This is a genomic window from Levilactobacillus tongjiangensis, from assembly GCF_003946345.1.
Lineage (GTDB): Bacteria > Bacillota > Bacilli > Lactobacillales > Lactobacillaceae > Levilactobacillus > Levilactobacillus tongjiangensis.
Map to the genome: position 1 here is coordinate 135658 of NZ_RHNY01000003.1, position 15378 is coordinate 151035.

At 49.3% G+C, this 15378-nt stretch carries 14 protein-coding genes; 10 read left to right on the forward strand and 4 right to left on the reverse strand.

Annotated elements, in window-relative coordinates:
- Positions 1–161: 161 nt before the first annotated feature.
- Entirely contained in the window at positions 162–842 is a 681-nt protein-coding gene (locus EKM75_RS02630) for a YoaK family protein (RefSeq protein WP_125691855.1), read from the forward strand.
- A 383-nt stretch (positions 843–1225) separates the two neighbouring features.
- Here EKM75_RS02630 and EKM75_RS02635 read toward each other — a convergent pair whose 3' ends face one another.
- From EKM75_RS02635 to EKM75_RS02650, 4 genes are all read right to left on the reverse strand, one after another.
- Complete coding sequence (locus EKM75_RS02635) at positions 1226–2968, reverse strand: aryl-sulfate sulfotransferase (protein ID WP_164508712.1); 1743 nt, start codon at positions 2966–2968, stop codon at positions 1226–1228.
- Positions 2969–3374: 406 nt separating this feature from the next.
- The gene (locus tag EKM75_RS02640; RefSeq protein WP_125691857.1) at positions 3375–4307 is read right to left on the reverse strand and encodes a C39 family peptidase; all 933 of its coding nucleotides are present in this window, start codon (positions 4305–4307) and stop codon (positions 3375–3377) included.
- A gap of 288 nt (positions 4308–4595) precedes the next feature.
- A complete protein-coding gene (locus EKM75_RS02645) occupies positions 4596–5411 on the reverse strand; it encodes a C39 family peptidase (RefSeq protein ID WP_125691859.1) in 816 nt (271 codons plus the stop codon).
- Between the two features lie 87 nt (positions 5412–5498).
- A complete protein-coding gene (locus tag EKM75_RS02650) occupies positions 5499–6050 on the reverse strand; it encodes a cysteine hydrolase family protein (RefSeq protein WP_125691861.1) in 552 nt (183 codons plus the stop codon).
- A gap of 243 nt (positions 6051–6293) precedes the next feature.
- Between EKM75_RS02650 and EKM75_RS02655 the strand changes: the two genes are divergently transcribed.
- The 9 genes from EKM75_RS02655 (at position 6294) to EKM75_RS02695 (ending at position 15302) form a co-directional block, all read left to right on the forward strand.
- Positions 6294–6611 carry a PadR family transcriptional regulator gene (locus tag EKM75_RS02655; protein WP_125680969.1) on the forward strand — a complete coding sequence of 106 codons (318 nt, stop codon included), beginning with the start codon at positions 6294–6296 and terminating at the stop codon, positions 6609–6611.
- Positions 6604–7230 carry a DUF1700 domain-containing protein gene (locus EKM75_RS02660; protein WP_125691863.1) on the forward strand — a complete coding sequence of 209 codons (627 nt, stop codon included), beginning with the start codon at positions 6604–6606 and terminating at the stop codon, positions 7228–7230. The genes EKM75_RS02655 and EKM75_RS02660 overlap by 8 nt, the downstream gene beginning before the upstream one ends.
- Positions 7227–8186, forward strand: coding sequence for a DUF4097 family beta strand repeat-containing protein (locus tag EKM75_RS02665; protein ID WP_125691865.1), 960 nt, complete (start codon positions 7227–7229; stop codon positions 8184–8186). Before EKM75_RS02660 ends, EKM75_RS02665 begins: the two co-directional genes overlap by 4 nt.
- A 119-nt stretch (positions 8187–8305) precedes the next feature.
- Positions 8306–9307 carry a tRNA dihydrouridine synthase gene (locus EKM75_RS02670; RefSeq protein WP_382338969.1) on the forward strand — a complete coding sequence of 334 codons (1002 nt, stop codon included), beginning with the start codon at positions 8306–8308 and terminating at the stop codon, positions 9305–9307.
- Between the two features lie 300 nt (positions 9308–9607).
- Entirely contained in the window at positions 9608–10807 is a 1200-nt protein-coding gene (fabV, locus tag EKM75_RS02675; RefSeq protein ID WP_125691869.1) for an enoyl-[acyl-carrier-protein] reductase FabV, read from the forward strand.
- Between the two features lie 189 nt (positions 10808–10996).
- Positions 10997–11440 carry a flavodoxin domain-containing protein gene (locus tag EKM75_RS02680; RefSeq protein WP_125691872.1) on the forward strand — a complete coding sequence of 148 codons (444 nt, stop codon included), beginning with the start codon at positions 10997–10999 and terminating at the stop codon, positions 11438–11440.
- Between the two features lie 25 nt (positions 11441–11465).
- Positions 11466–11984, forward strand: a complete 519-nt coding sequence (locus EKM75_RS02685) for a GNAT family N-acetyltransferase (RefSeq protein ID WP_125691874.1) — start codon at positions 11466–11468, stop codon at positions 11982–11984.
- A 284-nt stretch (positions 11985–12268) separates the two neighbouring features.
- Complete coding sequence (locus EKM75_RS02690) at positions 12269–13651, forward strand: amino acid permease (RefSeq protein ID WP_125691877.1); 1383 nt, start codon at positions 12269–12271, stop codon at positions 13649–13651.
- Between the two features lie 988 nt (positions 13652–14639).
- Positions 14640–15302 (forward strand): hypothetical protein, encoded by a 663-nt coding sequence (locus EKM75_RS02695; protein ID WP_125691879.1) that lies wholly within the window; start codon positions 14640–14642, stop codon positions 15300–15302.
- Positions 15303–15378: the final 76 nt, after the last annotated feature.

Consider the following 15378-nt stretch of genomic DNA (forward strand, 5'->3'; position numbering starts at 1 on the left):
TTTTGTATTTGATTCTTTAGATACTTTTAACCAGGTACGAGATTGGTGGTATCTCAAGGATATTGGCTAATGTATCGTGGGGTTATTAAGAAATTTAACTGATTTATTAACAATTTAGTTTATACTAACTGAACGCAAAAACTTCGGAGAGGTGAACTGAATTGAGAGAAACAGCTTTTCCCGCCCACGAGCAATTAATTTTTGGGTGCGGATTAACTATGGTTGCTGGTGGATTGGATGCCTATTCCTATCTGGTCCACGGGCAGGTCTTTGCTGGTTTACAGACCGGGAACCTGATTTTATTGGGAACTAGTCTGAGCCACCTACAATTTACCGCTGGTGGGCGCTATTTAGCGTCACTACTGGCTTTTGCTTTGGGGACGGTCATTGTTCGCGTCCTGCAGCACGTCCTTGAGAAGCGGCGAGTAAATCGTCAACTAGTGGTGTTGAGTTATATGCTGGTGCTACTAGTAGCGGTTTTACTTCTAGGGCAGCAACTTCCCGGTTTCTTGGTTGCAGCACTATTATCTTTAGCTGCCGCCGCGGAGCTGCAGGAATTCCGGCAGATTAAGGGGACGCCCTTTACGCCATTGATGATGACGGGTAATGTGCGGCGGTTGTCTGAGTCGGCTTATGATGGTGTTCGCTATCGTGACAAGGCAGCACGCGGCCGGGCACTGGATACGGCCACCTTAATGCTCAGCTTTATCAGCGGGGCCTTCTTGGTGGGCTTATTTACGAAGACGCTGGGGAACTGGGCGTTGCTCATCCCGGTACTGATTGTATTGGGGATGGCAATCTGGCTTTATGAGCAGACGCGTCAAAGTAAATGGAAACATTAATCTTTAGATTTCTAATAATCAATAGGAATTATATCTAGAAGCAAATGAAAAATTGGGTAATACAAAAGCTGCTTCACGCCATTCTCATTACGAGAGTGGCGTGAAGCAGCTTTTGTTATAAGTAATTAAAGATTGATGCGAAACCATCTGCTATTGAAAAACTAGTCATTGTCGCTAAATAGCAATCACTGTCGTAGGCTGGTAGGGCTGGCATCAGCCGTGACAGTGGTGTTGGCTCGATGGTTTTTCGAGCCTACAGCACGGGACGAGCTTGGAAACTTGCGGGTTGGGCAAGGTTTCAAGTCGAGGAGTAAGACCGAACTTTGGCTTACTCCGGTCCCCACAGCAGATGTCAGCCCTACCAACCGGAGACAAAAGAATAGCTATTTAGTGGCGTCGAACTGATACGCGGTACCGTAGAATGGTACGCGGTAAGCCCGGTAGGCGTACGCCTTAGAGGCCGCACTCTTCATCGTCACGTTGAAGACTTGCTTGCCTGATTGGGTGACTTCGATCGCGTTACTTTCTTTCCCGCCATTCTTGAAACCGAAGTCAATCAGCACGTTATCGTTGGCTAGTTTTTGCGCGTAACCAATGACCGGTGTGAAGTTGGTCTTACCCAGGGATTTGCCGTATGACCAGGTTTGCTTGATGGTCATCTTCTTGGCGTCCACGTGATATTCGACAGCCTGCGAGTACTTTCCAGTGGTTTGTTTATTCCCGTTGGTAACGGCAATGTTATTGTCGTAGAGCATGAAATCTTCACTGTTAGCGGTGTTCTTACCACCGTTATTCAGCAGGTACAGCCCATGTTGCCCACCGGTGATTGTGGTTCCCTTGGTTGGTTTCAGCAGGTATTTACGGTAGGCCTTAGGCCAGGTAGCCTTCTTCTTGCCACTGTAGATCCATTTGATATGGTCAGTCTTGTAATCCAGCTTCATGATCATATCTTGGTTCCGACTGGAAATGACGATTGATTTGTCGTTCTTGTCGTAGTCCACGGCGTTTTGGTGCAGCCAGTCAACCTTACCATCCAAGCCCTTCTTGAACTTGGTCCACATGGACTTCGGTAGGAGCTTCTTCATGTCGATGACTTTAACGATTTTCCCGGTCTTGTGGGACACCTCAATCATTGTATCTTCCTTATATTTTGAACCATCGGAGACGGTTGCCAGGAAGTTATGGTTGGGTAGTTCAACCAAGGCGTGGTGAATGACCGTCGTCTCTGAGCTGGCTTTGGCGGCAGCTTTGGAGATGCTACTCCCGTCGGAACTGCTGGTTCCAGCGGAAAAGCTGTACTCTTTGTAGACCCGGCCCAGGTAGTCGGTTTCCAATAAGTCGTTGTAAACGTCTGAGTTCACATCTTTCTTAGAGAGCATCATGATGTGGCCGTTCGACCACTGCTCGATGGTGTGTTGCGAGTAGTTCGTGTCATACCACCGCACGGCGCCATCGGCATCAATGGCAAATGGTTGCTTGGTAGTTCGGTTCATGATGGTCAGCTTGTTTTTGCCGATTTCCATTTTATCCTTATCGTTCTTGGAGACCGTGACCTTGGCGTCTTTGATGTACTTTGGCAGGGAACCAGTCTGCATCATGAGCGTCTTGGTCTTAGTTTTACCGCTCTTGGTAGTCGTGGTGATTTTCACCGTGTTGTTGGTATCCGCATACAGACCGACCACGGGAACTTGGTGGGACGTGGTGTAGCCGCCCTTAACGGTGTTAGTGATGGATGTCTTGTCCGTCTTACCAACAACTGTATAGGTTACCTTGACGGCGTCGTCAGTTGTAAACGTGACCAGCGCAGAGAGGGGAGAAGCAGCGTAGGGGTCGACCTTAACAAACGGACTGTCTAACGTATATTTATCATTTTCAGCAGCGGCTTTATAGGTCGCCGTCAAGCTTTTTTGATTGTCCTGACGCGTGGTAATGAGCTTAGTGTCCAGATTCTTAGTAATCTGAGCCGTTGTCAGAACGGGCTTGTTATCTTTAATGTTGTAACTTTCCGATTCCTTGGACGCAGATGAGGTCGCCGAAGAACAACCGGCTAGGCCAACCGTGAGAATCGCCAGGGAGGCAGCAGCAAGCGCTACCATCCGGGGGTGTTTGAATTGCAAATGAGCCATCTCCTTAATAAAATTTCGAAAAAAGGAGAGACTGGTCACCAGACCAATCTCCCCCCTAAACCCTTTATGTAACACCTATAATCGTACACCTTGTCCGCTTTAGAGATGTTAATAAATCCTAACTTTTTTATGAATAAGTTGTGAAGACAACAAATGATTTTATGAACCGTGACGGCTGGAAGAGTTGCTGTGACAATGATTTGCGACGGATTGGGTGATGAAGTGAAGGGGCACAGCTTTAACCCGGGAAATATCGAAATTAAGTGGATTTTAAAAAGTAATGAAGGCCTGGCGTGATTGCTTAAGGATCTAAGTTGGGGAACTAAAAAAGCGGCCATGACTTTCATCACAACCGCTTATCTTTAAAATTTTAGTTAATCACCCAGAAATCTTCCTGAGGTATGTGTTAGAAAATGGTGATAGCTTGCTTGCCATATTCCTTCTTGAAGTTCTTCATAGATTCCCAGCTGATGGCACCATGGTCGTACTTCATGTTCTTACCACCAGAGCCAGCCTTGTCCTTAGAGCTGTAGTACAGGGGATCGTTGACCTTGAATTTACCGTTCTTGTAACCCACGATGACCTTGCAGTGGTTCCGGTTCTTGTCGCCGTTCTTCTGGTAAGAAGAGTAGCCGTAGAATAGAACAGGGTAGCCACCCTGAACGTACATCTTGATGGTGTTCGCACTCGACTTGGAAATGTTCTTCGTGTTCTTTGTCCAGTGGTGGGAGTACTTCGTCAAAGCTGCGGCATTGATTACGTGACCGAAGCCAACCCCAGTATAGACGTTACCCTTTTGACCACCCTTGGTTGGGACCATTGGTAAGTGATTTTGGGCATAACGGAGGTTGACCTTGTTGCCGCGGTAACGAAGCAGCATTGTCATGGCAGCGGAAGCACAGCCCCAAGGTGCGAAGACAGGCTTATATTGGCTGACGTAAGGGACCTTCATGACCCTGCTGGTCGTGCTAGTGGCCACAGCGTGAGCGTTCACGTAACCTAAGTATTTCTTCTTAGAGTTGTACAGCCGGTAGTAGGTCCGACCGTTACTCAACTTGTACTTACCGTTAGCTTTGTAAGCCTTATGGAACAGCTTGTTTGAAGATGAGACGGCGTGCCATTTGTCCTGGTAGACCTTGTAGCCCTTTTTAACAAAGTGAATGCTATGTTTATAGGATTTCCAAGATTTGCTGGCTTGTACGGGTACCGTGGTCGTAGCAGCACTGGCACTGACTTCGGCTGGAGCAGCCAGTGGCAGGACGCTACTGCCAAACATAATAGTGGCTAATAACGCGGCACCACTACGAATTAAGCGCTTACTAAAATGTTGTTTATCCATGCGGATTCCTCCTAAATATATGTATATCGACTAGGTACGGTTTTAATTGTACATCAAAATTGTTTAGGTAAACAATACTTTACAAAAAGAACATTACGCGGTTTATAAAGTGGATTGAAATAGTCGCGAATTTAGCAGGACCTTGTCGCTTAAACCACCAGAAACCGAGGTTCCTAAAGCCAGCCATCCAATCAGGCCTAAATAATTGCTGACAAAAAGCACCGCTATCAACGGGATTCCAACTAATAGCGGTGCTTCATTTAGATTTTAGTTCAGCCACAAACCAGGTTAGTAGCTTAATGCCCGGTAGGCGTCCTGTTGGCGATGCTTATGCAGCGTCTTTAAGGACATGCTCGTCTTTTTCTTGGTCCAGGGATCGTTGTAGTAAGCACGATTATGACCGTAGCCGGTTAACGTAATCGCGTGGGTATTGAAACCGTCAAACCACGCAATCCAGATTACGACGGGGTGCCCCGCATTAATCTGTTGCTTGAGGCGTTTGAAGGACGCCCCCGTCAGGTTTTTAGCGGAGCCGGTGTTCTGTTTAACCAGCTTCATCAGGGCCTTCGGATAGACGACCCAGCCGTTAAAACCCTTGTTGGGGTTGCTGTTACGAGGGAGGGCCTTATCCAAGCGGACCTTGTTGACCTTGGCTCCCGCGTACTGCAACATCATGGTAGTGGCGGTAACTTCACAGCCACGGGGTAATTGCGGCCGCTGGCCAATCAACGGGACATTCAACCAGCGGTAGGATTTAACCGTCCCGTTGCGGTGAATCCAGCCCGTTTTCTTGTGATTGTAGGTGAATTTAAGCCAGGTGCCATCCGCCATCGTTTGTTCGCGGGTGATGTGGACCTGCTTGTTCGCATACTGTCGGCCAGTGGCAATGGGCGTCAAGTTAGCAGCTGAGGATTTGGCCCCACCTGACTGATAAACCTGATAATTATGCGTCTTATTTGGACCGATTTTCGTGTAGTAATTGACCTTTTTAGTTCGGGTCACCGTCCGTAAAGGCGTGGCTGCTTGGGCGGACTGACTGACGTCGACCCCACCGATGAGCAGACCCAACAATAGTGCACCGAGGAGCTTAATAGAACGTTGCATCTTAAAACCACCTAACTTTTAATCGTCTATGTGGTTATTGTAACGCTTAGTTAGGCGCCAGAAAAGGCAAGGGCGTGGTTGAGTCGGTTAGATGAGCTGGGCACCCAGTGCCGTGGCAAAGTGGTTCAACGCCCAGTCGTGGCCGGCTTGGTTGAAGCTGGCTACGGCGTCGCGGTGAATAACCAGATGGTAACCCAGATTGTACGCATCGACGGCCGTGTGGAGAACGCAAATATCCGTGCAGACCCCGGTTAAGTGGAGGGTATCGACGCGGCGCTCACGCAACCGCAGATCCAAATCCGTGCCAGCAAAGGCGCTATAGCGGGTCTTGTCAAAGAGCCAGACGTTATCGTCAGCCCGGTGTTGGCGGTACCAGTCATTGACCTCACCGAAGAGTTCACGGCCCCAGGTGTCGCGGATGTTGTGCGGCGGGAACAGCTGACTTTCAGGGTGGTAGGGGTCGTGGGGGGTGTGAACATCGGTTGGGAAGAGGACCCATTCACCATTTCGATGGAGGTTTTCCGCCAACTGAACGATGGCTGGGGCAAGGGATTGGCCTGCTGGTCCACAGGTTAGTGCGCCTTTATCTGCGACGAAGTCATTGGTGTAATCGATGATTAATAACGCTTGATTTGTCATGGGGAATCCTCCTTATAATTGCTGTTAGTATGCGGACTACCGGGGGATAAGTCAATGAAAGTGGCTATTTGTTTTTTTATATTAATTAAGTGATATTGAAGACCCTGAAGCAGGGAAATTGCTCTTTTAAGTCGCGATTCCGGTGAAAACTTGCATCGAGCCAGCTTGACACGATTTAGGATGTATCGTATATTATTAGTGAATTCATATTATACGAGATATAATATACAAGGAGGCTAGAACATGGCCATTCAAGTACCGACTGAGCTGCTCGATGGCAGCGTACTCGGTTTGTTGACACGTCAAGATCATTACGGCTATACGCTGACCCAGGAGGTGCGGCAGTTGATTCCAATTTCAGAATCGACGCTGTACCCGGTGCTCCGCCGGTTGAAGAAGAATGGTTGGCTGACGACCTACGACGAGCCCTATCAGGGGCGGAATCGACGCTACTACCGTCTGACGACTAGTGGTCGTGAACGGCTAGCCGAAATACAAGCAGAGTGGGCTGATTTTAATCAGGCCATCACTAAGTTACTGGGGGGCAACCAAGATGAATGAGTACATTCAGGCTGTGCAAAAATTACTCGGCCAACTCACAACGGCCGAGCAGGAAGACGTTGTGGAATATTATCGTGAATATCTGCAGGACGCGGGGATTACGACCTACCAAGCAGCTGTCGACGAACTGGGCTCACCACGGGCCTTGGCGCGTAAAGTCTTAGCGGACTATTCCATCAAGTTAGTTGAAAGTGGTCGTCAGGAGTCGCGGACAACCACGCAGGCAGCCCGGAGTAATGCGAAGACGATTTGGCTGATTATTCTGGCCTTACTATCAACACCGATTACGATTCCAATTATGATTGTCGTGCTGGCGTTGGCGTTTGCCGGTGTAGCCGTGGCGGGGTCATTAGTCGTTGCCCTGATTGCCGTTTTATTCAGCATCGTGGCGGTTGGCGTTGTGGGCGTCGTGGTGGGTGTACTGGTTATTTGGCAGGCACCTTGGGTCGGCATCTTTTACCTGGGGATTGGGTTAACAGCTCTGGGAATGATGGGCTTCGCAGCAATTATTTTAAAATGGATCTGTGTAAAACTGCTAGCAGTCATGGCGTGGTTGGCCCGGGATATCTACCGGCGTTTCATCCCGCGTAGTCGAGCAGAACGGGGGCGGAAATTATGAAACGCAGTGTGAAAATCTCACTAGTATTAGTGATTTTGGGTGTAATTTTAGGCGGATTAGGATGGTGGAATCACGGGGATAAAACCATTGTTTGGAACAACCAGTCACGACGGTTACGCGTGGCGAATACGGCTCATAAGGCCTATTATCCCGGAAAGTATCGAGACATTCAGGTGACGTCGGCGCTGCCGGTGACCATCAAACGGGGTGCAACTAGTCAGGTAACGGTGCGTTCAGGTTCGGGGATGGCTCAGCAACCCAAAGTTACGGTCAAACGGGGACAACTGACCGTAACGGCCGGTTCACGGAGTAGTCATGACAACGTTGTTTTTGGCGCAGACCTTTCGAGCTCGGCAGCTAATGGGATTACCATTACGGTGCCAGCTAGCCAGAAGTTGCGGAACGTCCGGGTCACTAAGAGTCAAGAAGGGGTCAATCTACGCTACCTGAAGCTGCGACAATTAACGGTAGCGACGGCTGACGATGTATCTTTACAACAGGTGACGACGACGGAACCAACTAATGTGACTAGCCAAGATGGCGACGTGTGGCTGGCCTCCCTGACGACGCCACAGCTAAAGGTTCAGACGGCCGATGGAGACATTACGTTGACTAGCGTTGACTTGACTAGCAAGCATAACCAAGTTATCGCTCAGGAAGGTGGCGACGTCCGGCTGACCGAATCGAAGCTGGGCGGTGGCCGGGTGACGACGCATGATGGGGATATTCATTTGCAAAATAACCGGTTACAGGATCGTCTGACAGCAACGACCACCGATGGGGATGTGCAAGCACACATTGCCCAATCGGCGGGGGCGGTCGTCAGCAGTGATGATGGGGATATTCACGTGTTAGGTAAGTCTCAAAAAAGTGGCTACCGCCTGAACCGCGGCGCCAAGGCTTGGTATCAACTAAGCTCACATGACGGGGATATTCACCTATCAACAGATAAGTAGCTAAATGAGGTTGTCCATTGTGGGCAACCTTTTTGGTGGCTTCAGGCTAGAAACGTGGTAGAATGTAAAGACTGCGTATACCGGATTAAACATCAAATTTAAGTAATCGAGGAGACTTTATCGTGTCTGATTCATCATCCTATTGGCAAAAAATTGCGGACCACGCCAAGGCCGAGAACCGGCCGTTCTTCAGCTTGGCCCCCATGGAAGCCGTTACCAACGCTATCTTTCGCCAGGTCGTGGCCCGTGCGGCTGCACCTGATGTCTTTTTCACTGAATTCACCAATGCTATCAGTGTGACCCATCCCAAGGCCAAATTCACGGTCCAGGGCCGGCTCTACGTGGCGCCTGAAGAGGCTCACATGCCAGTGGCACAACTGTGGGGCAATGACCCTGACGCCTTCGTACGAGCGGCAGCGGATGTCAAAGAGCGGGGCTACGAAGCTATTGATTTGAACATGGGTTGCCCGGACGCAACCGTCATCAAGAATCACGGTGGTAGTGACTTGATCCGTAATTTTGATAGTGCGGCGGCTGTGATTGCCGGCGCGAAGACAGCGGGCCTGCCCGTCAGTGTGAAAACACGGTTGGGATACAGCCGACTGGATGAATGGCGTGATTGGTTAACTTTCCTGTTTAAACAGGATATTCCGTTGTTGACGATTCACCTGCGGACCAAGAAGGAAATGAGTCGGGTACCGGCTCATTTTGAACTGATCGACGACATCGTGAAGTTGCGTGACGAGGTTGCTCCGGACACATTGCTTCAATTGAATGGTGACATTGAAAATTATCAAGAGGGCGTCAAGTTGGCCCAGGAGCATCCTGGCGTTGATGGCATCATGATTGGTCGGGGAATCTTTACCAGTCCCTTCGCCTTTGAGAAGGAACCCAAGGAGCACGATATCAAAGAGTTGTTAGGTTTACTGAATTATCAGCTGGACCTATACGATGACTTTGAACGGCGCTTCGATACCTCGCGCTTCCCGTCCTTGAAGCGGTTCTTCAAGATTTATGTGCGTAACCAACGGAACGCTGCGAGTTTGCGGAACGCTATGATGGAGGCACATACCACGGATGAAGTGCGCCAGCTGTTGGCGGAATCAGATTTTACTGACTGAGATTATCACCTTGTCGGCCGGCATTAGTATGGTTATATCAAGCGAGGGGCAAGACCGTTCTTGGGCTTGTCCCGTCCTTCCCACCGCGTTCCAGTATTTTCAACCTTTAGCTATAACTTTAAATTTTCAAAAAGATGGCCCGGAACGTCTATGTTTCGGGCTTTTTTTGCTGCGCTATTAGAGGCGGACTGTTCTAATCACTAATTGTGATACACCACCGAGTAAAATATAAGACAAATTAGAAGGGACTCAGGCGGCGGGGTGTTAAGCTAAAGAAAAGTAGTGGAAGGTGATGACGGTATGACACGGGTAACAGTCGCGGAAGAGATTACGGGTAACGTCGCGCGGTCGGTTAATCCACTGGGGATTCAACGAATGGTTCAGCAGCAGATTCAAGCCGTGACCGAGGCTGGTCGGTTTACCGGGCCGCAACGTGCGTTGATTCTGGGTGGTTCCTCCAGTTATGGCTTGGCTAGTCGGATCACCGCAGCCTTTGGTGCTGGAGCCGCCACCCTTTCTGTCGGGTACAGTCGACCGCCCCAGGATGATTATTTAGGTACCGCTAGTTGGTGGAACCAAGTTTACTTTAAACAAGCTGCTGAAACGGCGGGCTTACAGGCGGATAATATCAACGCCAACGCTTTTTTACCGTCGACTAAGCGAGCCGTGATCGAGGCGATTCAAAGGAACTTTGGCGGGAGCATTGACCTCTTGGTCTATTCAATTGCTGCCCCAAAACGGCAGAATCCGGTTGATCCAGATAACGTTTGGCGTTCCGTCATCAAGCCCATTGGTCAACCCGTTAGCGATTTTTCCGTAAACCTCGAACACCAGCGGTTGGAGTCGATTTCTTTAGAGCCAGCGACCCCCGCTGAAATCAGCGCCACCACTCACGTCATGGGTGGTGAAGACTGGGAACTGTGGGTGCATTCGCTCCAGGCTGCGGGTGTGTTGGCTCCGAACTTCAAAACAATTCTTTATTCATATGAAGGACCGCGGGCCACGGCAGCAATTTACCACGACGGCACGTTGGGTCGCGCTAAGCGAGCGGCCGAAGTCAGTGCCCGCCGTCTACAGAAACAGTTAGCTCCCAGTGGTGGGGAGGCCTTGATCAGCGTGAACCGGTCAGTAACGACCAAGGCATCCGCCGTGATTCCGGGATTTTCTCGCTACTGTCTGGCGCTCTATCAAGTTGAACAGGCGTTAGGCTTACGTGAGCAGACGGGGGCCCACATTGACCGGTTGTTTCGGGACATGCTTTACGGGACGCGCCGGGAGTATGATCAAGATGGCCGTCTACGCCCGGATGCCAAAGAGTTGGCTCCCGAAGTCCAGGCAGAGGTTGAACGCCTACTCCCACAGCTGACACCAGAGAATTTCTCACCGGAACTGCTGGGGTATCAGGAATTTCGGCGGGAGTTCCGTCAGCTCAATGGCTTTGCGGTGCCAGGCGTGGGTGATACCGTCGATTTAGACCAGCTTGCTGACTTGCGATTTTAAGCATTGCTTAGGTTGGGGTGTGGCGTAGTGCCTATTTTGCGGAACACGGGTGTATTTTTAACCGGTAGCCACATCTTTTTACTGGGGTAATGAGCCAAAAAGGGCTATAATATTTAGCAGTTTCTAGTGGGCCCTGGTCTGACGTTTGGCCCGCTAACGAATTCTAGACTCGAGGAGAAATTTAAACTTATGACCCCTTCAATTCAGATAATTTTTGCTAGTCAAACTGGCCGTAATCGGGCCATTGCTGGGCATCTCCAAGCCCAGCTTGCGTCGCGGGCACAGACGGTGATCACGGAAATCTCGCAGGTCGATGCCTTTGCCTTAACGCAAGCGGACGCTGTCATCATAGTGAGTTATACTTATCACGACGGCGATCTTCCGGACGAGGCCCAGGACTTCTTTGAAGATTTGAAGGAAGTTGACCTCAAACGGACAAAATTTGCTGTCTGTGGATCGAGTTCGAAGCGCCACATCCACTTTGGCCGGGCCATTGACTATTTAACCATTCAATTCAATTCTAGCAACGGTGAACAAGTAGCAGACAGCGTTAAAATTGATCAAGACCCTGACGATGCAGACTATCAACGTCTGAATCAGCTCGCCCAGAACGTATTGGCCAGCTTAGCTTAGGAATTAATGACGAGGTGAAGACAAGATGTATTTACGTAAAGCACGGATGGAAGAATTAGATTTAGTTTGCGACATTATTGAAGACGGCAAGCAGCAGCTAGCCGATGCTGGTATCGACCAATGGCAAGATGATTATCCGAACCGCAACATTATCAAGGGAGATATCGAAGATGGCCGGGCTGTTATTTACAACAGTGATGACCACGAAACGTTGGGCGTTGCCGTGATCAACGAGGCACCCGACCACGCGTATGACACGATGGAAGGCGAATGGTTACGGCCTTCTGACAAATACGTAACGGTTCATCGGGTCGCCATCTTCTCCCATCATCAGGGGAAGGGCTACGCCTCTCAATTGTTCCGCGATTTGTTCGACTACATTGCCGAGAACCACTCGACGAGTGATAGCATCCGGATTGATACTCACCGGGATAATACGAAAATGCAGTACTTAATTGAAAAATTTGGCTTTAAGCGGGTCGGTAAAATTGTTGGCGTTTATCAACCAACGGACTACTGCTACGTTTATGAAAAGTTACTCTAATCACAAAGCATTATCAGAGAAAATCTGGTAATGCTTTTTTGCTGCAGCCTAAAGGGGGCAAGCTTTCATTGGAAATTGGTCAAAAAAACAATGGATTAGGGGCGTCATCTTTTAGCTAAATAATCATTGAATATAACCGGGTTCTGTTGCATAATGGCCAATATATTAAATTAATGATATCGTGGCATATTTCGAAGAAAAGTTTGCGAAATATGCAGAAATCAGGTAGCATTTTCTCATGAAGCTTTAATTTTTAAGCAATTAGATAGAGAGAAGGAATTGGATTGCAAAGAAAACTAACTGCCCGCCAAATGCAGATGATTGCATTAGGTGGAACAATCGGTGTCGGACTATTTATGGGGTCCGGTTCCACTATTAAATGGACGGGACCATCCGTCTTATTGGCGTACATAATTTCTGGGATGTTCTTGTATTTAATCATGCGGGCCATGGGTGAAATGTTGTACGTTCACCCGACCACGGGATCATTCTCCACGTTTGCCAGAGAATACATGCACCCCGTCTTTGGGTACCTGACCGCTTGGAGTAACATTTTCCAGTGGATCGTTGTTGGGATGAGTGAAATGATCGCATTGGGCGGTTACTTCCGTTTCTGGTGGCCGAACCTGCCGGAATGGATTCCAGGGTTAGTGGCAATCACTTTCCTGTGTATCGCCAACTTAGTTTCCGTTAAGATGTTTGGGGAACTGGAATTTTGGTTCTCACTCATTAAAGTGGTGACGATTATTCTGATGATTATCGTTGGTTTAGGCGTCATTCTCTTTGGTTTTGGGAATGGTGGCCATCCATTAGGAATCAGTAACTTATGGACGCACGGCTTCTTTACTGGTGGAGCGAAAGGCTTTATCTACGCGATTGCTATCGTGCTAGCATCGTATCAAGGAGTCGAGTTGATCGGAATTACCGCCGGTGAGGCTCAGAATCCACAGGAAACGTTGGTTAAGGCCATTCGGTCCACGGTGTTCCGGATTTTGATCTTCTACGTTGGGGCCATCTTCGTGATCGTCAGCATTTTCCCTTGGGATGAATTGAACTCTGTCGGGTCACCATTCGTGCAAACCTTTGCTAAGATTGGGATCACGGCAGCTGCTTCCATCATCAACTTCGTGGTTATCACGGCCGCACTGTCTGGATCGAACTCCGGAATTTACAGTGCCAGTCGGATGGCCTACACGTTGGCTGAAGAAGGTCAGTTACCTAAAAAGGCCGTTCAGCTGAACAAGCACGGTGTGCCTTACATCACGGTTATTGCGATTTCTCTCGGTATTGGTATCGGGGTCATCTTAAACGTGGTTCTACCACTGATCTACAAGGATGCCAGCCAAATCTTCGTGATGGTTTATAGTTCCAGTGTCTTACCTGGGATGATTCCTTGGTTCGTGATCTTGATCAGTGAAATTGACTTCCGGAAGAAGAAAGCAGACGAGTTGGTTAATCACCCATTCACCATGCCATGGGCACCTTACTCAAACTACGTGACGTTAGTCTTCCTGGTGATTACGTTGTTCTTCATGTTCTTGAACCCTGAGACGCGGATCTCCATCCTTGTTGGGGTGGTCTTCCTGGCCATCATGACCGTGCTTTACTTCGTGAAGTTCCATCCTAAGGAAGTTGCTAAGGCTAAACAACAGAGCAAACAGGACTGATTATTGATTCGTTCAAATGGCCGCCTGCGGCCGCCAGGACTGGTACCTGCTGTGGGGACCGGCGCGAGCCACAGTGCGGTCTCGCACCTCGACTTGAAACCACGCCAAGGGCGCGTGTTTCCAAGCTCGTCCCGTGGCGTAACCTCGGTAAACCACCGAGCTAACGCCACTTTCACAGCCGGCACCAGTCCTGACGGCCTCCGGCTACGTTGGTGAGTAACCGCTGCTTAGTGGTGATTTATCAGCGGCGCTAGTCTTGATTTCAGTTGTTTAAACTGGAATTAGCCGCGTTGTTAGTATCACAATTTAGGTGTCATTTAACTGGATCTGCGAGTCGCTACTGATTTTTTCGTAGCTGGCTGGTGGGTCCTTTTTATTTTGTGGGTTGAAGGAAAGGGGATAGTTTAAACTGACTATACCAGCAATGTTAGCGTGCAATTTAGGCAATCTGCTATGACTTTTCGCTTTACCGGTCGCAACTTGAAGCCTCGAAATAACCGAGTCTTCAAGCTTTGACTTCTGCTAAGTTGGCGGGAAAATCGTCCGCTGACTACCCAGAACGATGCGCTTGGGTACATACTTATCTTGTATTAATTAACCACAGAATTGTTACCAGTTAGTCCATAAAGAGCGTGGTCCACATCAGACCGTTAGCGGCAATCATGTAAAACCACAATCAGAGCGGAGGTGGCCAGGGAGGGAGCCGGCCGTGACAGTGGTGTTAGCTGGTTGACCAGCTAACACCACGGGCGACTTTGGAGACAGGTGGGCTACCCTGGCTTCAAATCGAGCGAGAAGCCCGGTTTTCAGGCTGAAGCGTCCCCACAGCCGACTCCCTCCCTGGCCGCCGGAGCGACCAATTTAACATTCAACCTCTAGTTAAAGATGATTAGTGGTAAGATAACTAAGACAATCAACGAACGGCGCATCTCACTTTAGGGGATGTCAAAATTTATTTCATTCACGGTTAAATTTGGAGGTAACTTACATGAGTCGTCCCGGAAATTATGGTAAATCTAGTCGCATCAAAAAAATCCGGCAATTGCACCGGCGTAAACAGTCGCAGGCCAGTCGCACCATCACTTGGGAGCAGACGGAGGACTTTCTGCTCGCTCGTTATCAGCTGGTTCAGGGGAGCAAACTACCTCAATTAGTGGATGCCACGGTCCAACGGTTCTTCAGCGAATGGCTGACGACCGCCTTAGCTCAGGGTGAGCAACAGGTTCAGTGGGATATTGCCGCGATTTCTGCCACAACTTTGAAGCGGATCGGTAATCAGGTTCCTTGGCAGTTCTACGGTGTGCTGCTGGGACAGGTTATGCGTTGGCAAAAATTTCTTCTCCGGGAAGGTCCTGTAGTGCCACTCGCCACCTCGCGGCAAATTATCACGCCGTTAACGGCAAACGCCTGGAAGGCCCTGGTAGCCGACCAGTTGGCTGTTAACTTACTTACTGTCATGGCAACACCAGTGACCGTTGAACAGCGTGAGCGACTCACTCAGAGCTTCCTGACTGCTGGAGAGGTCCAGTGGTCAGCAGTGGACGCACTCTTTGGGCCAATGGGCTTCCAAGTAGCGGCTTCTGCAGACGAACCAGTCCGTCAATGGTTAAATGGGTTGTTGGCCTTAACTGTGGGCGACTTCCATGACTAAATGTGTCGATACGAAAGACTAGCGAAAAGCTGGCCTTTTTATTTTGGACAAGTTATTATCTTCATTGAATCAAGCG